The sequence below is a fragment of the Ruegeria sp. HKCCA0235A genome (assembly GCF_013033235.1).
Lineage (GTDB): Bacteria > Pseudomonadota > Alphaproteobacteria > Rhodobacterales > Rhodobacteraceae > Ruegeria.
This window is the reverse complement of sequence record NZ_WQDQ01000015.1, coordinates 68,603-90,039: the sequence shown is the minus strand read 5'-3', so window position 1 is coordinate 90,039 and position 21,437 is coordinate 68,603. Positions and strand designations below refer to the sequence as shown.

Annotated in this window: 19 protein-coding genes; 9 read left to right on the top strand and 10 right to left on the bottom strand. The window is 60.3% G+C overall.

Translation table 11 applies throughout. The annotated features are described in order from the left end of the window. Nucleotides 1-137 precede the first annotated feature (137 nt). A complete protein-coding gene (locus GOW56_RS20200) occupies nt 138-1,193 on the bottom strand; it encodes a zinc ABC transporter substrate-binding protein (protein WP_171207003.1) in 1,056 nt (351 codons plus the stop codon). 57 nt (nt 1,194-1,250) lie between these two features. Between GOW56_RS20200 and GOW56_RS20195 the strand changes: the two genes are divergently transcribed. The 3 genes from GOW56_RS20195 to GOW56_RS20185 are packed head-to-tail and all read left to right on the top strand — an operon-like array spanning nt 1,251 to nt 3,303. Next, complete coding sequence (locus GOW56_RS20195) at nt 1,251-1,763, top strand: Fur family transcriptional regulator (protein ID WP_171119062.1); 513 nt, start codon at nt 1,251-1,253, stop codon at nt 1,761-1,763. A 2-nt stretch (nt 1,764-1,765) separates the two neighbouring features. Continuing rightward, nucleotides 1,766-2,506, top strand: coding sequence for a metal ABC transporter ATP-binding protein (locus tag GOW56_RS20190; protein WP_171119064.1), 741 nt, complete (start codon nt 1,766-1,768; stop codon nt 2,504-2,506). Further along, nucleotides 2,506-3,303, top strand: a complete 798-nt coding sequence (locus GOW56_RS20185; protein WP_171207006.1) for a metal ABC transporter permease — start codon at nt 2,506-2,508, stop codon at nt 3,301-3,303. The genes GOW56_RS20190 and GOW56_RS20185 overlap by 1 nt, the downstream gene beginning before the upstream one ends. A 124-nt stretch (nt 3,304-3,427) precedes the next feature. On the opposite strand, the gene GOW56_RS20180 is transcribed toward GOW56_RS20185, so the two are convergent. The 7 genes from GOW56_RS20180 to xdhA all read right to left on the bottom strand — a co-directional run bounded on the left by GOW56_RS20180 (nt 3,428) and on the right by xdhA (nt 12,812). After that, nucleotides 3,428-4,501: a BMP family ABC transporter substrate-binding protein gene (locus GOW56_RS20180; protein WP_171119066.1), complete on the bottom strand. Its 1,074-nt coding sequence runs from the start codon at nt 4,499-4,501 to the stop codon at nt 3,428-3,430. 31 nt (nt 4,502-4,532) lie between these two features. After that, nucleotides 4,533-5,453 (bottom strand): ABC transporter permease, encoded by a 921-nt coding sequence (locus GOW56_RS20175; protein WP_152460135.1) that lies wholly within the window; start codon nt 5,451-5,453, stop codon nt 4,533-4,535. A 3-nt stretch (nt 5,454-5,456) separates the two neighbouring features. Then, nucleotides 5,457-6,539: an ABC transporter permease gene (locus GOW56_RS20170; RefSeq protein ID WP_171207002.1), complete on the bottom strand. Its 1,083-nt coding sequence runs from the start codon at nt 6,537-6,539 to the stop codon at nt 5,457-5,459. 63 nt (nt 6,540-6,602) lie between these two features. Then, nucleotides 6,603-8,120: an ABC transporter ATP-binding protein gene (locus GOW56_RS20165; protein WP_152460137.1), complete on the bottom strand. Its 1,518-nt coding sequence runs from the start codon at nt 8,118-8,120 to the stop codon at nt 6,603-6,605. Continuing rightward, complete coding sequence (gene xdhC / locus GOW56_RS20160; protein ID WP_171207001.1) at nt 8,117-9,052, bottom strand: xanthine dehydrogenase accessory protein XdhC; 936 nt, start codon at nt 9,050-9,052, stop codon at nt 8,117-8,119. The genes GOW56_RS20165 and xdhC overlap by 4 nt, the downstream gene beginning before the upstream one ends. Then, nucleotides 9,052-11,454 carry a xanthine dehydrogenase molybdopterin binding subunit gene (gene xdhB, locus GOW56_RS20155; protein WP_171207000.1) on the bottom strand — a complete coding sequence of 801 codons (2,403 nt, stop codon included), beginning with the start codon at nt 11,452-11,454 and terminating at the stop codon, nt 9,052-9,054. The genes xdhC and xdhB overlap by 1 nt, the downstream gene beginning before the upstream one ends. Beyond that, nucleotides 11,451-12,812 (bottom strand): xanthine dehydrogenase small subunit, encoded by a 1,362-nt coding sequence (xdhA, locus tag GOW56_RS20150; protein ID WP_171206999.1) that lies wholly within the window; start codon nt 12,810-12,812, stop codon nt 11,451-11,453. Before xdhA ends, xdhB begins: the two co-directional genes overlap by 4 nt. Before the next feature lie 344 nt (nt 12,813-13,156). Between xdhA and dnaE the strand changes: the two genes are divergently transcribed. The 3 genes from dnaE (at nt 13,157) to GOW56_RS20135 (ending at nt 17,346) form a co-directional block, all read left to right on the top strand. Next, on the top strand, nt 13,157-16,657 hold the full coding sequence (gene dnaE, locus GOW56_RS20145; RefSeq protein WP_171206998.1) for a DNA polymerase III subunit alpha: 3,501 nt from the start codon (nt 13,157-13,159) through the stop codon (nt 16,655-16,657). 85 nt (nt 16,658-16,742) lie between these two features. Beyond that, the gene (locus GOW56_RS20140) at nt 16,743-16,961 is read left to right on the top strand and encodes a hypothetical protein (protein WP_171119082.1); all 219 of its coding nucleotides are present in this window, start codon (nt 16,743-16,745) and stop codon (nt 16,959-16,961) included. Between the two features lie 16 nt (nt 16,962-16,977). Then, complete coding sequence (locus GOW56_RS20135) at nt 16,978-17,346, top strand: hypothetical protein (protein ID WP_253283557.1); 369 nt, start codon at nt 16,978-16,980, stop codon at nt 17,344-17,346. Between the two features lie 4 nt (nt 17,347-17,350). On the opposite strand, the gene GOW56_RS20130 is transcribed toward GOW56_RS20135, so the two are convergent. Beyond that, nucleotides 17,351-17,545 (bottom strand): SlyX family protein, encoded by a 195-nt coding sequence (locus tag GOW56_RS20130; RefSeq protein WP_152460143.1) that lies wholly within the window; start codon nt 17,543-17,545, stop codon nt 17,351-17,353. 129 nt (nt 17,546-17,674) lie between these two features. Between GOW56_RS20130 and hisS the strand changes: the two genes are divergently transcribed. The 3 genes from hisS to hisG are packed head-to-tail and all read left to right on the top strand — an operon-like array spanning nt 17,675 to nt 20,940. Further along, nucleotides 17,675-19,162: a histidine--tRNA ligase gene (gene hisS, locus GOW56_RS20125; protein WP_171206997.1), complete on the top strand. Its 1,488-nt coding sequence runs from the start codon at nt 17,675-17,677 to the stop codon at nt 19,160-19,162. A gap of 3 nt (nt 19,163-19,165) precedes the next feature. Then, complete coding sequence (locus GOW56_RS20120; RefSeq protein ID WP_171206996.1) at nt 19,166-20,254, top strand: ATP phosphoribosyltransferase regulatory subunit; 1,089 nt, start codon at nt 19,166-19,168, stop codon at nt 20,252-20,254. Beyond that, nucleotides 20,251-20,940, top strand: coding sequence for an ATP phosphoribosyltransferase (gene hisG / locus GOW56_RS20115; RefSeq protein ID WP_171206995.1), 690 nt, complete (start codon nt 20,251-20,253; stop codon nt 20,938-20,940). The genes GOW56_RS20120 and hisG overlap by 4 nt, the downstream gene beginning before the upstream one ends. On the opposite strand, the gene GOW56_RS20110 is transcribed toward hisG, so the two are convergent. Beyond that, nucleotides 20,941-21,372 carry a DUF1489 domain-containing protein gene (locus tag GOW56_RS20110; protein WP_171206994.1) on the bottom strand — a complete coding sequence of 144 codons (432 nt, stop codon included), beginning with the start codon at nt 21,370-21,372 and terminating at the stop codon, nt 20,941-20,943. Between the last annotated feature and the right edge of the window lie 65 nt (nt 21,373-21,437).

Sequence of the window (21,437 nt, the reverse complement as noted above, 5' to 3'; positions counted from 1 at the left end):
CTTCGGTCGCTTGTTTGCCATTCTCAGTCCTCCGTTTCCTAAACATAACGGTGGACCCGTTCAGTTGGGGAGGCTCACTGTCTTCTGGAAGGTTGAACCCGGCCAGTTTCTCAAACTGAACCGGGCTTGCGACAGGGTCAGAGACACTCGGCCAGAGTTTTTGCCATGTTGAGAATAACTTGCGGGTAGAGATCGGCTCCGGGTTCCAGATCAGAGCCCAGCGGATCGATTACGCCCGTTTTCGCCTCGGTCCCGTCTAGCACGGTTTTGACGATACCGGGGTTGAATTGCGGCTCGGCGAGAACGCAGTTGATACCTTCTTCGCGGATACGGGTTTGAATTTCGGCGATACGAGCCGGGCTCGGGTCCGAGGCGTCGGCGATGGAAATCGCACCTGCGGCCGGAAAGTCAAATGCATCCTCGAAATACTGGTAGGCGTCGTGGAACACGACGAAGCTTCCTCCGCGTACCGGTCCAAGCGTCTCGGCCACTTGTTCAGACAGCGCGGCCATTTCAGCGCGCGCGGCTGCGGCATTGGCAAAATATGCACCTGCATTGTCCGGGTCGGCAGACGACAGCTGCGCGGCGATCAGATTCAGCCAGGTTTCTGCATTTGCCGGTGAAAGCCACGCATGTGGGTCGTGCGCGCCATGCGCGTGATCATGATGCTCATCATGCTTGTCTTGATCGGCATGTTCTTCGTGATCGTGATCATCATCCTTGGCGTGGTCGTCGTGATCATGCTCGTGGTCATCATCCTTTGCATGGTCGTCGTGACCATGTTCATGATCATCATGATCATGTTCGTCTTCGCCGCCATGATCGTGTGCCTCGAAAACAGCGCTTTCGCGGAACTCCAGAAGAACCGTACCATCCGCGTCAAGAAGGGACGTGACCGTCGCACTGTCGGCAAGGGTTTCGATGGCACTTTCCATCCAAGGTGTCAGGTCTTCTCCTACCCAGAACACCAGATCGGCATCCTGCAATGCGGCCGCCTCGGACGGGCGCAGGTTGTATTCATGAGGCGAGGCACCTGGTGCGATGATCAAGGCCGGTGTTCCGACGCCGTCCATAACCCGGGAAACGAGCGAGTGGATCGGTGCGATATCGACCGCGACGTTCGGAACGTCCGCGATGGCCGTTCCTCCCATCAATGCAACCGTGATCGAAACTGGAAGAAGCTTTCTGGACATCAGACCCTCTGTGTGATTTTATAACGTTACGAGTGGCAATACATGATATGAAATAACATGACAAGCGATACGAACCCTGTCTCTGTCGATGAGGCGGCCCCGGTCGGGTTTCAGGAACATGACCATCAGAGTTGCGTCAAAACTGCGTTGGTATCCGCCGAGGCGCGCTGCAAGGGCGAGGGGCTGCGCCTGACGCCGGTTCGCCGCAAGGTCTTGGAAATGCTGCTGCAAGAGCATCGGGCCCTTGGTGCCTATGCAATTCTTGACCGCCTGCGAGAGGAAGGGTTCGGATCTCAACCTCCGGTCGCCTATCGGGCGCTTGATTTCCTTGTTCAAAACGGGTTCGTTCACAAGATCGAGCGGCTGAATGCATTCGTTGCCTGCTCTCATCCCGGCGCGTCGCATTCGCCGGCATTCATGATTTGCAGAAAGTGTGATGCCGTTGCCGAGGCGCAGTCCACGCCGGCCAAAGGTGTTCTGGGTGCCGCTGCGCGCGCAGCGGGTTTCGAGATCGAGCGAACGGTTGTAGAAGCCGAGGGACTTTGCCCCGACTGCACCGAAAAGGCCTGAAAATGACGCTCGTCTCTGTCGAGAATCTCAGTGTTCGCTATGGTTCAAACACTGTTCTGAGCCATGTGGACATGGCTGTCGAACCCGGCGAGATCGTCACCATCGTCGGGCCGAACGGGTCGGGCAAAACCAGCCTGTTGCGCGCCATCATCGGTGCGACCAGGCCATGTGCCGGGCATGTATCGCTGAAACCCGGATTGAAGATCGGGTACGTGCCGCAGAAACTGCACGTGGATCCCACGCTGCCAATCTCGGTCGAGCGATTCATGCGACTGACAGACCGTGTCTCCGGCCGTCAGTGCGTCGAGGCATTGGAAAAAGCGGGCGTCCCGGATCTGTTGAAACGTCAGATGTCGCAACTGTCCGGCGGGCAGTTTCAGCGTGTGTTGCTGGCGCGGGCGTTGATCAACCAGCCTGACCTTCTGCTGCTGGATGAGGCAACCCAGGGGTTGGACCAGCGCGGATCGGCGAGTTTCTATCAGCAGATTGAGGCCGTGCGCCGCGAAACCGGATGTGCAATTCTGATGATCAGTCACGAATTGCACGTGGTCATGAGCGCCTCGGACCGGGTGATTTGTCTGAACGGCCATGTATGCTGTGAAGGATCGCCGGCGGTGGTCGCTTCGGCACCGGAATACCGGGCCTTGTTCGGAACGGGAACAGGCGGAGCGCTTGCCCTGTACCGGCACGAACATGATCACCATCACGACCATGATGCAAATCCTCAGGAAGCGGCGGAATGATGCTGGACGATTTCATGATGCGTGCAACGCTTGCAGGTATAGGGGTTGCGTTTGCGGCGGCGCCTCTTGGATGTTTCGTGGTGTGGCGCCGCATGGCGTATTTCGGTGACGCAACCGCACATGCCGCGATTCTGGGCGTGGCCCTGTCACTGACCTTTCAGATGTCGATCTTCACCGGTGCGCTGGCTGTTGCGTTGATTTTGGCGCTGACGGTCACTTTGTTGGCGGGTCGTGGCTATGCGATGGACACGCTGCTGGGGGTCCTGGCGCATTCCGCCTTGGCTTTCGGTCTGGTTGCCGTTTCGTTTTTGTCCGGCGTCCGCATTGATTTGATGGCATATCTGTTCGGCGATATTCTTGCGGTATCCCGTTCGGATCTGCTTGTGATCTGGGGCGGCGCGGCGCTTGTCGTGGCGCTGATCGCCTGGCGATGGGCTCAGCTTTTGACGGCCACATTGAACGAGGAACTGGCCTATGCCAGTGGGTTCGACCCGAGGCGGGAACAGTTGATTCTGACTCTGTCTCTGGCGGTGACCGTGGCTGTTGCGATCAAGGTTGTGGGGGTATTGCTGATCGCGGCGATGCTGATCATTCCTGCGGCGGCGGCACGAAATCTGGCCCGATCGCCCGAATCAATGGCGTTGATAGCGGCAGCAATAGGCGCGATGTCCTCAGTTGCGGGGTTACGGGCAGCTTATGTGTTTGATACTCCGGCAGGGCCATCAATTGTCTGCGTCGCCGCAGTCTTGTTTGCCTGTCTCAGCGTGGTGGGGTGGCGAAGACAGGGCAGGGTGTGATGGATCTGAGCTCGATTGCGCTGACCAGGTAATCTCATTCGTTGTTCGGCACTTCAGGTGCGCACAGCACAAAAAAGGGCCCGCACACGGATTGCGGGCCCTTTCCGTTCCTTGACGATACAGCTTACTGCGGAATTTCGCCTTCCAGCCCTTCAACATAGAAGTTCATGCCTGCCAGCGTGCCATCGTCAGCGGTTTCGCCTTCAGCCAGCCAGTCACTGCCGTCCTGCTTCTTCAGCGGACCGGTGAACGCGTGATAGCTGCCATCTGCAAGGGCCGCCTTCAGGGCCAGAGCCTCTTCCTTGACATCTGCGGGAACCGCGTCCGAAATCTCGCCGATTTCAACCATTCCTGCTCCGATACCGTCCCAGGTGTTGGAAGACGTCCAGGTTCCGTCCATTACGGCTTTTGTCCGCGCGATGTAATAGGGGGCCCAGTTGTCGATGATCGATGACACACGCGGAAGCGGTGCGTACTCGCTCATGTCCGACGCCTGACCGAAGGTGATCACATTGCCGGCCTCTTGCGCTGCTGCTTGCGGCGCTGTCGAATCGGTGTGTTGCAGGATTACGTCCGCGCCCTGTTCGATCAAAACAGTGGCGGCGTCAGCTTCTTTCGCCGGGTCGAACCACGTGTAGGCCCAGACGATCTTGAACTCGACATCCGGGTTCACCTTCTTGGCGTGGATATAGGCCGAGTTGATGCCGCGGATCACCTCGGGGATCGGGTAGGAGCCGATATAACCGATGATGTTCGACTTGGTCATTTTACCGGCGATGTGTCCCTGAACCGCGCGACCTTCGTAGAAACGGGCCGAGTAGACCGAGACGTTGTCGGCGGTTTTATAGCCGGTTGCGTGCTCGAACTTCACGTCCGGGAATTTCTTGGCCACGTTGATGGTCGGGTCCATGTAGCCAAACGAGGTGGTAAAGATCAGATCCGCGCCTTCCAGCGCCATCTGAGTCATCACACGCTCGGCATCCGGGCCTTCGGGAACGGATTCAACGAATACGGTTTCAACCTTGTCGCCAAACTCTTTTTCAACGGCCTGCCGGCCCTTGTCATGTTCATAGGTCCAGCCGCCATCGCCGACCGGGCCGACATAGACGAAACCGACCTTGGTCTTGTCTTCGGCCATGGCCCCCGAGGTCAGACCCAGCGCCATGGCGGCGCTCGTCAGAAGTGTAGTGAATTTCATGTGTTACTCCCCAAGTTGGTACTGTTGGCCCCTAGTGTGAGGCATGGAAGGTCCGGCCCAGCGAGGCAGGTGCGCTGCTCTTGTCGGCCGAAAGGATCACAAGCACAAGGATCGTGATGATATAGGGCGACATTGCCAGATACTCGACGGGAATGGCAACGCCCGCTGCCTGCAAATTAAGCTGCAACACGGTAATGCCGCCGAACAAATAGGCACCCAGCAGGACACGCCACGGCTTCCAGCTTGCAAAGACAACAAGGGCCAATGCGATCCAGCCGACGCCGGCGGTCATGCCCTCGGTCCACTGCGGCACGCGGATCAGGCTGATATAGGCCCCGCCCAGACCGGCGCAGGCGCCGCCGAACATGATGGCCAGAATGCGGATCTTGATCACCTTGTAGCCAAGCGCATGCGCGGCATCGTGGTTTTCACCGACGGCCCGCAGGATCAGACCAAGACGGGTGAATTTCAGCACCGCCCAGACGGCCGCCGTGATCGCGATACCGACATACAGGATCGGGTCATGTTGAAACAGGATCGGACCGACAACCGGAATATCGCTGATCAGCGGAATATGGATGTCGCCCATACTGGGGGGTTTGATCCCCACATAGCTTTGCCCCATCAACGCGCTGAACCCCAGACCAAACAGTGTCAGTGCCAGACCACTGGCCACCTGATTGGCCAGCGCAAATTGCGTCAGCAAGACGAACAGCAGCGATAGAACGGCGCCGCCGATCGCGGCAGCAACAAAGCCCAGCCAGGGCGAGCCGGTCTCGACCGAAATCGCGAAGCCGCTGATCGCACCGACAATCATCATGCCTTCGACGCCGAGGTTCAGAACGCCTGCTTTCTCTACGACCAGCTCTCCGATCGCGGCAAGCAGCAAGGGGGTCGCGGCCACCATCAGTGAAGCGACCAGAAGTACGGGATTGATTTCACCAAGGTCCATGGGTCACGCCACCTCGTTACGGGCCGCACGGATGCGGTAGTTGGTCAATAGGTCGAAGGCCAGCAGGAAGAACAGCAGCATGCCCTGGAACACCTGAATGGCAGCGGCAGGCAGGCCCAGCTGCGACTGCGCGATTTCACCGCCGATATAGGTCAGCGCCATCAGTCCACCGGCCAGCAGAATGCCCACAGGGTGCAGACGGCCCAAAAAGGCCACGATGATGGCAGTGAAACCGTAGCCCACGTTGAAATCGATGCTGACAACGCCTGAAGGGCCGGAAACCTCGAACATGCCTGCAAGTCCTGCAAGCGCGCCGGACAGACCCAGACAGAACAGGATCAACCGGGCCGGGTTCACACCCGCAAATTTCGCGGCGCGCGGTGCTTCACCGGTCAGGCGGATGTGAAAGCCCAGCATGTGCCGGTTCAGCAGGACATAGGCAAAGATCACTGCGATCAACGCGGTTACAACACCCCAGTGCATGCCGGATCCGGCGATCAGTTCGACATTGTGCGCACTGTCATAGGATTGCAGATTGCGGGACCCCGGAAAGCCGAACCCTTCGGGGTTCTTCAGCAAACCCAGAGAAACCGAGGCCAGCATCTGCTCGGCCACATAGACCAGCATCAACGAGACGAGAATCTCGTTGGTGCCGAAACGCACCTTCAGGAAGGCGGGGATCATGGCCCACAACCAGCCGCCGAAGGCGCCGGCAATCACCATGATCGGAAAGATATAGAAGGCATCCAAAGGGTAAAAGGCCAGCCCGGCACCCGCCCCGAAGATGGCGCCCATTATATACTGTCCCTCGGCCCCGATGTTCCAGATGCCTGCACGAAAGCCCAGCGACAGACCAATGGCGATAAGCACCAGCGGAGCGCCTTTCACCAGCAGCTGCGGGCGGTAATAAAAGGCGAATTCACCAAAAAGAGGTTCCCAGAAGATGGTGCCGATGGCCTCAACCGGATTCTTGCCCAGTATGGCGAACAGTACTCCGCCAAAAAACATCGTCGCCAAAACTGCAACCAACGGTGTCGCATAAGACCAGACCCTGGAAGGCTGAGGACGTTTCTCCAGCACAATCATCAGCTCGTTCCCCTGACTTCTTCATCTTTTCTCAAATACTCTCGCCGAAGGCGGCCCAACAGATCACACATGCGCCACCTCCATTCCGTGGGCACCGCCCATCATCAGCCCGATTTCGTCCACTGTCAGTCCGGTTGTCGGACGTGGCGCGCTCAGGCGGCCCTCGTTCAGCGCAGCAAAGCTGTCCGAGATTTCCATCAACTCATCCAGATCCTGAGAGATGCAGACAACTGCCGTTCCCTTTGCCGCCAGGTCGAGGATTGCCTGCCGGATCGACGCGGCCGCCGCAGCATCCACGCCCCAGGTTGGCTGGTTCACCACCAGCACATCCGGGTTTTGCAGCACTTCGCGTCCGATCACGAATTTCTGCAGGTTCCCCCCGGACAAGGACCGCGCCGCGTTGTCCGGGCCTGGTGTCCGGACGTCAAAAATCTCGATGATCTTCTCCGCAAAGCTCTTGGTCTCGGCCCATTTCAGAAAGCCGTTGCTTTCCAGACCCTCTCGAACCGACCCGGTCAACAGGGCGTTTTCGGTCAGGCTCATGTTCGGGGCAGCGGCATGGCCCAGCCGTTCTTCGGGCGCGGTCAACACGCCAAGTTTGCGTCGCGCGGTCGGGCCCAGCTTGCCGATCGCCTGACCGTTGAACTTGATCGCGTCGGCAGATGTCAGAATTTCACCGGACAGGACGCCCAGCAATTCATCCTGCCCGTTGCCCGCAACGCCGCCAATGCCCAGAACCTCGCCCTTGCGGACGGTCAAATGCACGTTGCGCAATGCGGTGCCGAATTCTGACGGAGAAGGCACCGACAGCCCGCTGACATCCAGCGTCACTGCGCCAAATTCACGCCCCGAACGTTCCGGGGTTTGCAGGGCCGTTCCCACCATCAGTTCGGCCATGTCGCGGGCCGAGGTCTCAGACGGGACGCACTCGCCTACATTCTTGCCCAGACGTAGGATCGTGGCGTGGTCACACAGGGTCCGAATCTCTTCCAGCTTGTGCGAGATATACAAGATCGACGTGCCTTCGGACCGCAACTTGTTCAGCGTCTCGAATAGGATCTCGACCTCCTGCGGGGTCAGTACCGAGGTCGGTTCGTCCATGATCAGCAGTTTCGGGTCTTGCAGAAGGCAACGGATAATTTCAACACGCTGGCGTTCCCCGGCGGACAGATCGCCGACTGTGCGGAACGGATCCAGCGGCAGGCCGTAGGTTTCCGACACTTCGCGGATGCGCGAGGCCAGATCACCCATGGCGGGCGGGTTTTCCATCCCCAAGGCGATGTTCTCGGCCACGTTCAGCGCGTCAAACAGCGAAAAATGCTGGAACACCATCGCAATCCCGTCGGCCCGTGCGGAGCGGGGCTCGGGCGGCGCAAAAGGCTGACCGCGCAACAGCATGGTGCCACTGTCAGGTTTCACCAGCCCATAGATCATCTTGACCAGCGTGGATTTTCCGGCCCCGTTTTCCCCCAACAAGGCGTGAACTTCGCCCTCTCCGATGTCAAAGGACACCTGATCATTGGCCACGACACCGGGATAGGCTTTGGTCAACCCTTGCAGGCTCAGCAATGGAGTGGTCACGCGCTCAGGTCCTTCTTCAACTCATTCTGCCGGGCCGGGCGCAGCAGTTGCGCTGCGACGCCCACGGCGATCATCTGCGGGTGTTTGCCCAGCGACGGGTCACCAATCGGGCAGGTAATCCGGCTTATCCGGTCGGGCGGATGCCCAAGGGCCGCCAGCCGCGATCGGAACCGCGCCCATTTGGTAGCCGAGCCGATCAGTCCCGCAAAGCGGAAATCGTGCAAAAGCAGCCTGTTGCACAGTTCTAAATCCAGATTGTGTGAATAAGTCAGCACAAGGTGCTCGGCATTGGGCGGTGCATGTCGCACAAGTTCGGCCGGTTTCGTCGCTGGCAGATCGGTCACGCCTGCAGGAATCACGTCCGGAAAGCGCTCGGGGCCGGTATCGACCCAAGTGATCGCAAGATCGGGCAGGGGGGACAGAACATCCACCAGCGCCCGTCCGACGTGACCTGCGCCCCAGATCCACAGGTTTCGTGCCGGTTTATGCACCGGTTCGATCATCCAGCCGTCGATCAGGCGTGGTTCGGGTGCAATGCCCTGACTGCGTGCTGCCGCCAGCACTCGCTTGACCGAAAGAGGCGTGGCGCCACCGGATGCTGATCGTGCAATGATCGTATCATCCAGCGTTTCAACCTTCTTGAGATCATAGACTTCGCTGAACAACGAGACCGCTCCGCCGCAACATTGGCCCATGTCCGGTCCCAGCGTGTGATGCGTCAGGCGCGTGGCGACTGTTTGCGATCGTGCGGCCTCCGCGGCCTGGTATTCCAGCGTACCACCACCGATGGTTCCGCTTTGCCCGTCTTTCCAGACCAGCATCGCAGCACCCACCTCGCGCGGGGACGACCCTTTGATCCCGGCGATGACCACCCGAACCACTTTCCCGTGGGTTTTGACCGCCTCCCTCAAAGCCTCAAGGTCAAATCCCATCAGATGCCTCCCTTCATCCTCTGGACCCCGCGCCAAACCTCTTCGGCCGTGGCCGGAGCGTTCAGGGCCGGGTATCTGTCTCCGCAGGCGGCAACGGCGTTCGACAGCGCCAGCCAGGCCGAGATCCCCAGCATGAAAGGCGGCTCGCCCACAGCTTTCGAACGATAGATGGTGTCCTCGCGGTTTTCGCCATCCCAAAGCGTGACGTTGAAGATGTCCGGCCGGTCCGAGCAGGCCGGAATCTTGTAGGTCGAGGGCGCGTGCGTGCGCAGGTTGCCCGTGCCATCCCAGACCAGCTCTTCGGTCGTCAGCCACCCTGCACCCTGTACATAGCCGCCCTCAAACTGACCTATGTCCAAAGCTGGGTTCAGCGACGCGCCCGCGTCATGTAGGATATCCGTTCGCAGAATGCGGTTTTCACCGGTCAGAGTGTCCACCGCCACCTCGGTAACGGAAGCGCCGTAGGCAAAGTAGAAGAAGGGGCGACCGCGCCCGGCGATCCGGTCCCACTCGATCTTGGGCGTCTTGTAGAACCCGGTCGCCGACAGGCTGACGCGCCCCTGATAGGCCAGTGCGGCGGCTTCGGCGAAGGTGTAGCGCTCTTCTGAGACCGACACCTGCCCATCCGAGAACGTGACCGTCGATGGATCGGCCTGATGACGTTCCGCAAGATAGGCGGCCATCCGGTTGCGGATCGTGTCGCAAGCGGCCTTGACCGCCATACCGTTCAGGTCACTTCCCGAAGATGCCGCCGTCGCAGACGTGTTCGGTACTTTCGCCGTGTCGGTTGCGGTGATTTTCACCATCTCCAGCGGTATGCCAAAGCGCGACGCGGCGACCTGTGCGACCTTCTGGAACAGGCCCTGGCCCATCTCGGTGCCGCCGTGATTCAAGTGGACTGATCCGTCCTGATAGACATGCACCAGCGCACCCGCCTGATTGAGGTGGGTCAGCGTGAACGAGATACCAAACTTGACCGGGGAAAAGGCGATGCCCTTTTTGATTACACTGTTCTCGGCATTCCATTTCGCGACAGCCGCCTTGCGCGCGGCGTAGTCGCTGGATTTCAGCAACGCCTCGGTCATGTCGTGCAGTTCGAAATCGCTGACCTCCATCCCATAGGGTGTGGTGTTCCCGCCGGCGGGCAGAGGACGCACCGGTGCGTCACCCATTTCAACGGCGCCGCGGCTGGTCAGGTCTTCGTGCGGATCGGGATGCCCCAGTGGTTTTTCTGTCGGTGTGCTGTCGGTCACGGCGTGCGCGGGTGCGTAGTAATTCCGGCGGCGCAGCTCGACGGGATCCAAACCCAGCGCATGCGCGGCATGGTCCATGACCCGTTCGATGCCGACCATGCCCTGCGGGCCGCCGAACCCGCGATAGGCGGTGGCAGATTGGGTGTTGGTCTTCAAGCGGTGGCTTTCGATCCGGGCGTTCGGCAAAAGGTAGGCGTTGTCCGAGTGCAGCATCGCCCGGTCGGCCACGGGCAAGGACAGGTCCTGCGCCCAGCCGCAGATCGCATAGTGGAGGAATGAGACGCCCTGTATATGTCCATGCTCATCGAACCCGGCCTTGTACGAAATGCGGAAAGCGTGGCGTTTGCCCGTGATGATCATGTCATCGTCACGGTCATAGCGCATCTTGCAGGCCTTGCCGGTTGCGCGGGCGGCCACGGCGCAGGCCACTGCCAAAGCGTTGCCCTGACTTTCCTTGCCGCCAAACCCTCCGCCCATGCGGCGGGTCTCGACCCGGACGGCGTGCATCGGAACACCCAGAGCGTCGGCCACTTTGTGCTGAATCTCGGTCGGGTGCTGGGTCGAGCTGTGCACCAGCATATCCGCACCTTCATTCGGCACGGCCAGCGCGGCCTGACCTTCCAGATAGAAATGCTCCTGCCCGCCCAATTCAAACGAACCTTCGATCACATGCGGCGCACTGGCAATGGCCGCATCCGCATCGCCCTTGGCATAGATGCGTGGACCATCTTCAAACCGACTGTCGGCGGCCAAGGCGTCCGCGATCGTCAGGATCGGCGTTTCCTCGGCATAGTCGACCTTGCCCAATCGCGCCGCTTTGCGGGCGGCCAGATGGCTGGTGGCAACGACCAGGAACACGGGCTGACCGATATAATGCACCGTGCCGTCCGACAGCAGCGGCTCATCGTGGATCGAGGGCGAGACATCGTTGGCGAAAGGCAGATCCTCTGCCGTCATGACCAACACGACACCCTCGGCGTCTTTGACAGCCGACAGATCCATGGCGGTGATCTTGCCCTTGGCGATCTGGCTCAGGCCAAAGGCCAGGTGCAGCGTGCCCTTGGGTGTCGGGATGTCATCAACGTACCGTGCCGCGCCCGAAACGTGCAAAGGGGCGGCGTCGTGGGGCAGGGCTTGCGTCACACTCATGCTGACACCTCCAGCACATTGATGATCTCGCCCTGATCTTCCAGGAAATACCGTTGCAGCATCGCCTTGGCGGTTTCCAGTCGATACAGGGCCGAGGCGCGCATATCCGTGAGTGGCGAAAAGTCGTCGGCAAACGATGGCAGCGCGGCGTCAACGGTCTTGCGCGTCCACGGTTTGCCGATCAAAGCGGCCTCGACATGGGTTGCCCGTTTCGGAACAGCAGCCATGCCACCATAGGCGATGCGCGCCTGTGTGACGCTGCCCTCCGAAACGGTTATGTTGAAACAGCCGCAGACGGCCGAGATATCCTGATCGAACCGTTTGCTGAGCTTGTAAGCCTTCAGGCGATCTGGCTGGCGGGGGAAGCTGACGGCTTCCACAAACTCGCCCGGAACCCGATCCTGTTTGCCGTAGTCGATGAAGAACTCTTCCAGCGGGATCGACCGCCGATCGTTGCCCTTGCGCAGGTGCAGTGTCGCGTTCAATGCGATCAGCGCGGGCGGGTTGTCCCCGATGGGCGAGCCGTTGGCGATGTTGCCTCCGACCGTGGCCGCATGGCGAACCTGAACGCTGGCATAGCGTCGGATCATCTCGGCATAGGACGGATGCAGATCGACCAATGCATCTGCCATGCGATTCATGTCGACCATGGCACCAAAGCGGACTTCATCGTCGGTGATCGTGATCTCTTTCAGATCGTCACATCGGTTGAGGAAGATCACCGGGTCAAGTTCACGCAATTGTTTCGTGACCCAAAGGCCCACATCGGTCGCACCAGCGACCAGAGTCGCATTCGGGTTCTCGGCATACACGGCGGCCAATTCGTCGGATGAGGTTGGCAGCATGCGCGAAGTGGCAATCGTTGCAGGTGGGCTATCTTTGACCCAAACCGGAACGGGCTGTTCCTCGGCCGCTTTCGCCGCGCGAATGATCGGCGCATAGCCGGTGCAGCGGCAAAGGTTGCCTGCAAGCAAAGTGTCATGGTCCGTTGCACCATTCGTGTGCCCGGCGACCATCGACATGACGAACCCGGGTGTGCAGAAGCCGCATTGCGAGCCGTGCAGATCGACCATTGCCTGCTGGACCGGGTGCGCTTCGCCATTCGGGCCACTTGCGCCTTCAACTGTTCGGACGGCCTTGCCATGCAGTTGCGGCAGAAACAGAATGCACGAGTTCAGGGCCTTGGCGCCTTGGTCATCCGTCACCATCACGGTGCAAGCCCCGCAATCGCCTTCGTTGCAGCCTTCCTTGGTGCCGGTCAGACCGCGATCTTCGCGCAGCCAATCCAGCAGGGTGGCTGTCGGATCAACATCAGCCAGCTCCACTGTCTCTCCGTTCAGAAGAAACGCGATGTTCATTCGAGAAACCCGTCGCCTTACCCGGTTGCGCCCTTGTGGCCCTCCTTCGATGCGACGTAGAAAGAGTGGCGGGCGAATTGCTTGCCATGAGATGTTAGAAACAGCGCGGCTTGTCTGGCAAGAAAAACCGCCTCTGTTATACACCATTAGACGTATACGGCCTGTGACCGTCTTTTCTGATTAATGGGCAGCCACTTGTAAATAAAGCGGTTTTTGATTGCGACGCCCAGTCAATCCCGAAGCACCTTCTGAAAAAGCCGAATAATCAATGGCGATTTTTTTTGCGGCAAACGTAACGCGGTTCAGCCTTTTGCCGCGCAGCCGGCTGGGGTAGCTTGGGCGTCATGAGCAGTTCTCCACGATTCATCCACCTCCGCGTTCACACTGAATATTCCCTTCTGGAAGGCGCCGTGCGGCTGAAAAAGCTGCCGGGCCTGTGCGAGAAGATGGAAATGCCGGCGGTCGCCGTGACGGATACCAATTCGATGTTTTCGGCGCTGGAATTCTCGGTCACCGCAAGCGGCGCCGGGGTACAGCCGATCATGGGGTGCCAGGTCGATCTAACCTATGTCCAGGCCCAGCCGGGCGAGAAGCCAAAGACGCCCGCGCCTCTGGTGCTGCTGGCGCAGTCCGAGACCGGGTACGAAAACCTGATGAAACTCAGCACGTGTCTCTACGTGGACAAGGGCGGGCAACTGCCTCAGGTCACTTTGGAAGAACTGGCCGACCGATCTGAAGGGTTGATCTGCCTGTCCGGTGGACCTGACGGCCCGGTGGGAATGCTACTGCAACAGGGTCAGCGCCCGGCGGCCGAAGCGTTGGTCGATCGGCTGGCGGCAATGTTCCCCAACCGGTTTTATATCGAGCTTCAGCGCCATCCGGGTGAAGATGGCCAGCCCGAGGCCGAACGCCTGACAGAACGCGGCCATGTCGAGATGGCCTATGCCAAGAACCTGCCGCTGGTCGCCACGAATGACGTCTATTTCCCGACGCCGGACATGTACGAAGCTCATGACGCGCTGATCTGCATATCGGAAGGGGCCTATGTCGACCAGCAGGAAGGCCGCCGTCGGCTGACGGCGCAGCACTACTTCAAGTCACAACAAGAGATGGCGACCCTGTTCGCCGACTTGCCCGAGGCCATCGAAAACACCGTCGAGATCGCCAGACGCTGCGCGTTCACGGCCTATCGACGCGACCCGATCCTGCCAAAATTTGCGGATGACGAGGTGGCCGAGCTGCGGCGCATCGCCAATGACGGCTTGCAGAAACGTCTGGCCGTGATCCCGCATGCCGTGACGCCCGAGGAGTACCAGGAACGTCTGGATTTCGAACTGGGCATCATCGAAAGCATGGGTTTCCCCGGCTACTTTCTGATCGTCGCGGATTTCATTCAATGGGCCAAGGATCACGACATTCCGGTCGGGCCGGGGCGGGGCTCGGGCGCGGGCTCGCTGGTGGCCTATGCGCTGACGATCACCGACCTTGACCCGCTGCGCTACAGCCTGCTGTTCGAACGCTTCCTGAACCCCGAGCGGGTGTCGATGCCCGACTTCGACATCGACTTTTGCATGGACCGCCGCGAAGAGGTGATCCGTTACGTGCAGCAGAAATACGGCCGCGACAAAGTGGGTCAGATCATCACCTTCGGCGCGCTCTTGTCCAAGGCCGCCGTGCGCGACATCGGGCGGGTGCTTCAAATGCCATATGGGCAGGTGGACCGCCTGTCCAAGATGATCCCGGTTGAGGGGGTGAAACCTGTTTCCATCGAAAAGGCGCTGAAAGACGAACCCCGCCTGCGCGAGGCCGCACGCGAGGAAGAGGTGGTCAACCGCCTGCTGACCTATGGCCAGCAGGTCGAGGGGCTGTTGCGGAATGCTTCGACCCACGCGGCGGGGGTGGTGATCGGCGACCGGCCGCTGGATGCGCTGGTGCCGATCTATCAGGACCCGCGCTCGGATATGCCTGCGACCCAGTTTAACATGAAATGGGTGGAACAGGCCGGGCTGGTAAAGTTCGACTTTCTGGGTCTGAAGACCCTGACCGTGATTCAGAACGCAATGGACCTAATTTTCAAATCCGGGCGTCCCCTGCACATCGCCGCCGATGGCACCGAACTTTATGAGCCCGCTGAGGGGGCTGACAACCAGATCAACGCCATCCCGCTGGATGATAAGGCGACATACAAGCTTTATTCCGCGGCCAAGACCGTGGCGGTGTTCCAGGTGGAAAGCTCGGGCATGATGGACGCGCTCAAGCGCATGAAGCCCACTTGCATCGAGGATATCGTGGCGCTTGTGGCGCTCTACCGTCCCGGCCCGATGGAGAACATCCCCACCTATTGCGAGGTCAAGAACGGCCTACGCGAAATCACCTCGGTCCACCCGCTGATCGATCATATCCTGGAAGAAACGCAGGGCATCATCGTCTATCAGGAGCAGGTGATGCAGATCGCGCAGGTCATGGCGGGATACAGCCTTGGCGGCGCCGACCTGCTGCGCCGCGCGATGGGCAAGAAGATCAAAGAGGCGATGGACGCCGAACGCCCGAAATTCGAGGCCGGCGCGGCCAAGAACGGGGTGGACGCCAAGAAGGCCTCCGAGGTATTCGACCTGCTGGAGAAATTTGCCAACTACGGCTTCAACAAGTCGCACGCGGCGGCCTATGCGGTGGTCAGCTACCAGACCGGCTGGCTCAAGGCGAACCACCCGGTCGAGTTCATGGCCGGGGTCATGAACTGCGATATCCACCTGACCGACAAGCTGGCCGTGTATTTCGAAGAGGTCCGCAAGGGGCTGGGCCTGCCTTACGTGCCGCCCTGCGTGAACCGCTCGCTGGCGACCTTCGACGTGGTGGATGGTCAGCTGGTCTATGCGCTGGGCGCGCTCAAGAATGTCGGCGTCGAGGCGATGAACCTTGTGGTGAAGGGCAGGGGAGACAAGCCTTTCGTCAACCTCTTTGACTTTGCCCGCCGGGTCGATCTGAAGAAGGTCGGTAAACGTCCGCTGGAAATGCTGGCGCGTGCCGGCGCTTTTGATGAGCTCGACAAGAACCGTCGCCGCGTGTTCGAAAGCCTTGATCGACTGGTGCAGTATTCGGCGGCGATCCATGAACAGAAAAACTCCAATCAGGTGTCTCTGTTCGGTGAGGCAGGCGACGACCTGCCCGAACCGCGCCTGTCGCCGACGCCCGACTGGCTGCCGGCCGAGCGCCTCAGCGAAGAATTCAAGGCCATTGGCTTCTATCTCTCGGGGCATCCGCTGGACGATTACATGCCTGCGCTGAAGCGCAAACAGGTGCTGACGCTGGATGAGGTTACGGAAAAGGCCCGGTCTGGTCCGCTCATCGCAAAGATGGCAGGGGTTGTCGCCGGGCGGCAGGAACGGAAATCGGCCAAGGGCAACCGCTTTGCTTTCGTTCAAATGTCTGATCCCACCGGCGCCTATGAGGTCACGCTGTTTTCGGACACGCTGGAGAAGTGTCGCGAGTTTCTGGAAACCGGCGCGCAGGTCGTGCTGACTGCCGAGGCAACGATGGAAGCCGATCAGCTCAAGCTGCTGGGCCGCTCTGTTGGCCCTGCGGATTCCTTGGTGGCCGAGGCCGGAGCAACTGGGCTGCGAATCTACGTTGACGAAGCACAGGCCGTACCAACGGTAGCCAAGGTGTTGGAAGACGCCGCCTCTGCCGCGAAAGGGGCTGCACGGGGACCAGTCCAGTTCATGTTGCTGGACCCCAGCCTGCCCGGCGATGTTGAGATGGAACTGGGACGTGAATTCCCAATCAACCCGCAGATCAAGGGCGCGATCAAATCCCTTGAAGGCGTCATGACCGTCGAAGAGATATGATACCGCTTTGTTGCCAGACTGTTGGTGCCCCGCTAGGCTGACTTGACAGAGATGTCTTTAGGTCATGCCACAGGAGGGCGTTGTTATGACAATAACTGGTCTCAAGTTCAGAAAGATTGTATTCGGCGCAGCAGCGACGCTGGCTTTGGTTTCGGCCTCAGCTGGTCTGGCGGATGACAAGAAAAAAGAAAACACGATCAAAGGCGCCGTGATTGGCGCGGGTGTCGGCGCGCTGATCGGCGACGGCAAAGGTGCCGCCGCCGGAGCGGTGGCCGGTGCGCTGATCGGCGCGAATTCCAAGTAAGCGGAGGAGCATCCGGATGAGGACGAATTTGCTTAAGCCAGCCGCCACCGCCTTAATGCTTGCAGCGCCCGGATTGGCCCTTGCCGACGAGGAAGCCGAACAGATGATGCAGGACGCGCTGCCGCTGATGTATCACACCTGCACCTCTGTTATCGAAGAGGCTGATGGGAACGAAGAATACATTCTGGACGTCGTTGGGAAGATGACGGCCCTTTCGCTTTACAACCGTCAGGTTGACATCGAAGCCCACGCGACTTCGGATGAGGAAAAGGCGGCTCTGAGAGAAACATTTGTGGCCGCCTTGAAAGAGGGCTGCACCGGGGACGAAAACGCCCTGTTGGGCGGCGTTGTGGACAACGCGGTAAAATCGACGCTTGGGCTTTAAATCATCAATAGTGAGGCGGTCGTTCGTCACCAAAGACAACGCCGCCTGAACCTTCCTGCGCCCGTTCTGCTTCGCGCTGCAACAGCATTTCAACCCGTTGGGTCAGCCGGTCGATTTCCGATTGTTGTCTGGTGACGACCGTGTTCAGCTCGTCCACGGTACGGGTCAGATGTGCGATCTCTTCTTCCAGATGCTGCATGGGGGACTCCTGTCTTGCGCTGGTCATAGCGACACAGTCGGCCCAAGGCCAGAGAAAGCGCGCCTTGCCCCGATGCGGACCATGGGATAGACCGCGCGCGGAACAAGGACACTCCCAAGGACGCCCCACATGGCCAAGCCCAAGAAACAGCCCCGCCCCAAGGCCGTCACGCCGAAAGGGTTCCGCGACTATTTCGGCGAGGAAGTCACGCAGCGCACTGAGATGCTGCGGACGATTGCGGGCGTGTATCATCGTTATGGGTTCGACGCGCTTGAAAGCAGTGCGGTCGAGACCGTCGAGGCGCTGGGCAAGTTTCTGCCCGACGTGGATCGCCCGAACGAAGGCGTGTTCGCCTGGCAGGAGTTTGACGATGGCGGCAACGGCGATTGGATGGCGCTGCGCTATGATCTGACAGCACCATTGGCCCGGGTCTATGCCCAGCACCGCAACGATCTGCCCACGCCGTATCGCCGCTATGCGATGGGTCCGGTCTGGCGCAACGAAAAGCCGGGGCCGGGGCGGTACCGTCAGTTCTATCAGTGTGATGCGGATACGGTGGGGACGGCCAGCATGGCCGCCGATGCCGAAATCTGCGCGATGCTGTCGGATACGCTGGAAACCGTGGGCATTCCTCGCGGCGATTATCTGGTCCGGGTCAACAACCGCAAGGTTTTGAACGGCGTGCTCGAGGCCATGAGCCTAGGCGCGGACGCGGCAGCGCGCGACGACGTTCTGCGCACCATCGACAAGTTCGACAAGGTGGGTGAGCAGGGCGTGCGCGAGTTGCTGACCAAGGGCCGGCTGGATGTCTCGGGCGCGTTCATCGACGGTGTGGGCCTGTCCGAAGATCAGGCCGAGCCGGTGATCGCCTTCCTGACCTCCAAGGCCGATGCAGCCGCCGGAACGCTGGCCAATCTGCGTGCGGCCGTGGGTGACAGCAAGATCGGCGCCGAAGGCATTGCGGAATTGGAACAGATCGGCGAGTTGCTGGCCGCGGGCGGCTATGGCGCTGATCGCATCCAGATCGATCCCTCGGTCGTGCGCGGTCTGGGTTATTATACCGGGCCGGTCTATGAGGCCGAACTGACCTTCGAGATCTTTGATGAGAAAGGCCGCAAGCGGCAGTTCGGCTCGGTCTCGGGCGGCGGGCGCTATGACGATCTGGTCAAGCGCTTTACCGGGCAGGAAGTGCCTGCGACAGGCATCTCCATCGGCGTTGATCGCCTGCTCGCCGCGTTGCGCGAAAAGGGCCGGATCAGCGTTCAGGCCACCGGCCCTGTGGTCGTGACCGTAATGGACCGCGACCGCATGGCCGACTATCAGGCGATGGTGGCCGAGCTGCGCAATGCCGGCATCCGGGCCGAGGTCTATCTGGGCAATCCCAAGAATTTTGGTAACCAGCTGAAATATGCGGACAAGCGGAATTCTCCGATTGCGGTGATCGAGGGCGGCGACGAAAAAGCCAAAGGCATCGTGCAGATCAAGGACCTGATCCTGGGTGCCAAGATTGCCGAAAGCGCCACGCTCGAGGAATGGAAGGAACGCCCCAGCCAGTTCGAGGTGCCGCGCAGCGATCTGGTCGCCAAGGTGCGCGAGATTCTGGACAGTCAGGACTAAGCCATGCCCAACCGATCCCAGATCCAGGCCCGGGCCGCGATGATGCGCGTGCGCTTCGAGGCCGCCGGGGCGCAGGTCGTCGACCCGCCGCTGCTGCAATCGGCCGAGACGCTGCTGGACCTCTACGGCGAGGATATCCGCGCGCGCGCCTATGTTACCTCGGACGCGCTGCGTGGCGAACAGATGCTGCGCCCGGATTTCACCCTGCCGGTGGTGCAGATGCACATGCGCGACGGGGCCGAACCGGCCCGCTATACCTATTCGGGCGAGGTGTTCCGCCGTCAGGAGCATGACCCCGACCGCGCCAATGAATACATCCAGGTGGGCTATGAGGTCTTTGACCGGGAAGACCCCGCCGGGGCCGATGCTGAGGTGTTTTCGCTGATGGCGCTCCAGTTGCGCGGGTTGCCCCTGCGCGCGGCGACCGGGGATATCGGTATCCTCACCGCCGCGGTCGAAGGGCTGCGCACGACCGAGCGTCGCAAGGCCGCCCTGATGCGGCACCTGTGGAGACCGCGCCGGTTCCGCATCTTGCTGGATCGGTTTGCAGGTCGCAAGGCGCCCTCGGAAGGGCGCGCCGCGCTGCTGGACGCAGCTGACCCGATGGCCTTTGACGCCCCTATGATCGGCAAGCGCCGCAAGGCCGAAATCGCAGCGCGCATCGAAGCCCTGCGCGAAGACCGCGATACGCCGCCGATTTCCGACAATGAACTGGCCGGGCTGGAAACGTTGCTGAATGTGCGCGAAACCATGCCATTTGCGCTGGAACAGCTGCGCGACGTGGCGGTGGATCTGCCGCAGATCACGCCCGCACTGGACCGGTTGGAAGCGCGTGTGGCTGCGCTGCAGGCGCGTGGCGTCGATGTGGATCGGTTGGATTTCGAGGCCGCCTACGGCCGGACATCGATGGAATACTACGACGGGTTCGTATTTGGGTTTTACGCGGAAGGTCGGCCTGACCTGCCTCCGATCGCCACGGGCGGGCGCTATGACGCGCTGACACGGCAATTGGGCCGTGGAGACGAAATCCCGGCTGTCGGCGGCGTGTTGCGCCCCGACCTGATGCTGGAGATTGAGGAGGGTGCTGTATGAGCCTGAAACTGGGTGTGCCGTCGAAGGGCCGGTTGATGGAAAAGACCTTCTCATGGTTCGAAAAACGCGGCATCACCTTGTCACGCAGCGGGTCGGACCGGGAATATGCGGGCAAGGTCGAAGGGATCGACGGTGTCTCTCTGATCCTGTTGTCGGCGGGGGAAATTCCGCGTGAACTGGCGGCGGGGCGGATTCATCTGGGCGTCACCGGGATCGATCTGGTGCACGAGAAACTGCCGCGCTGGGAACAGCAGGTTGAAGAGGTTTCGCAGCTTGGATTCGGCAAGGCTGATCTGATCATCGCAATTCCGGCATGTTGGGTCGATGTCGATACGCTTGATGATCTGGACGCGGCAGCAGCTGCGTTTCGCAAAACCCATGGCCACCGGCTGCGGATCGCCACCAAATACCACCGTCTGGTTCGGGAATTCCTGACAGAAGCGGGCGTGGCCGATTACACGCTGGTCGACAGTCAGGGTGCGACTGAAGGCACGGTGATGAATGAAACCGCCGAAGCAATTGCCGACATCACCTCGACCGGAGAGACCCTGCGCGCGAACCACCTGAAGATCCTCTCGGACGGTCTGATCCTGCAATCGCAGGCCACGCTGTGGCGCAGTCGCGTTGCAAAATATGATCCGACAGAAAAAGCGGTTCTATCCGAATTGCTGGATCGGTTGCGGTAACTACAGCACACCTATTTCTGCCAGGGCGCGGTTCAGATCATCGGGCAGGGCATCGTCCTGCTCGCGGTTTTTGGGCAAATCGGCAGGAGTATCTTTAGGCTTGAGATAACGCCATCCCTGAAACGGGCGTTTCAGGGCGTTCTGGGTGCGGTGCAGCTTGGGGTCCAGCACAATGGCACAGCGGCGGATACCATCGTCTCCGATCACTTCATCCAGCCGCAGGATCCGTTGGCGACACTGGATTACGCCCTTGATGACCCAATAGATCGATCCGCCGTTCAGAATTTCGGCTTCGCGCTTGGGCCACATGCGGGTGACGTGGCGTGGAAGGCCATCTGCGAACCGCTGGCGATAGCTGTCCTGCCAGGCCATCAGCGTGTCGACGCTTTCCGAACCAACGGACAGTTTTATGAGGTTTACGTAATTATCCACAGCTTTCCCACAGAGTCGTCCCGAAGACCATCTTTATATTGTAGCTTGGTTCCAGTTGTCATCAA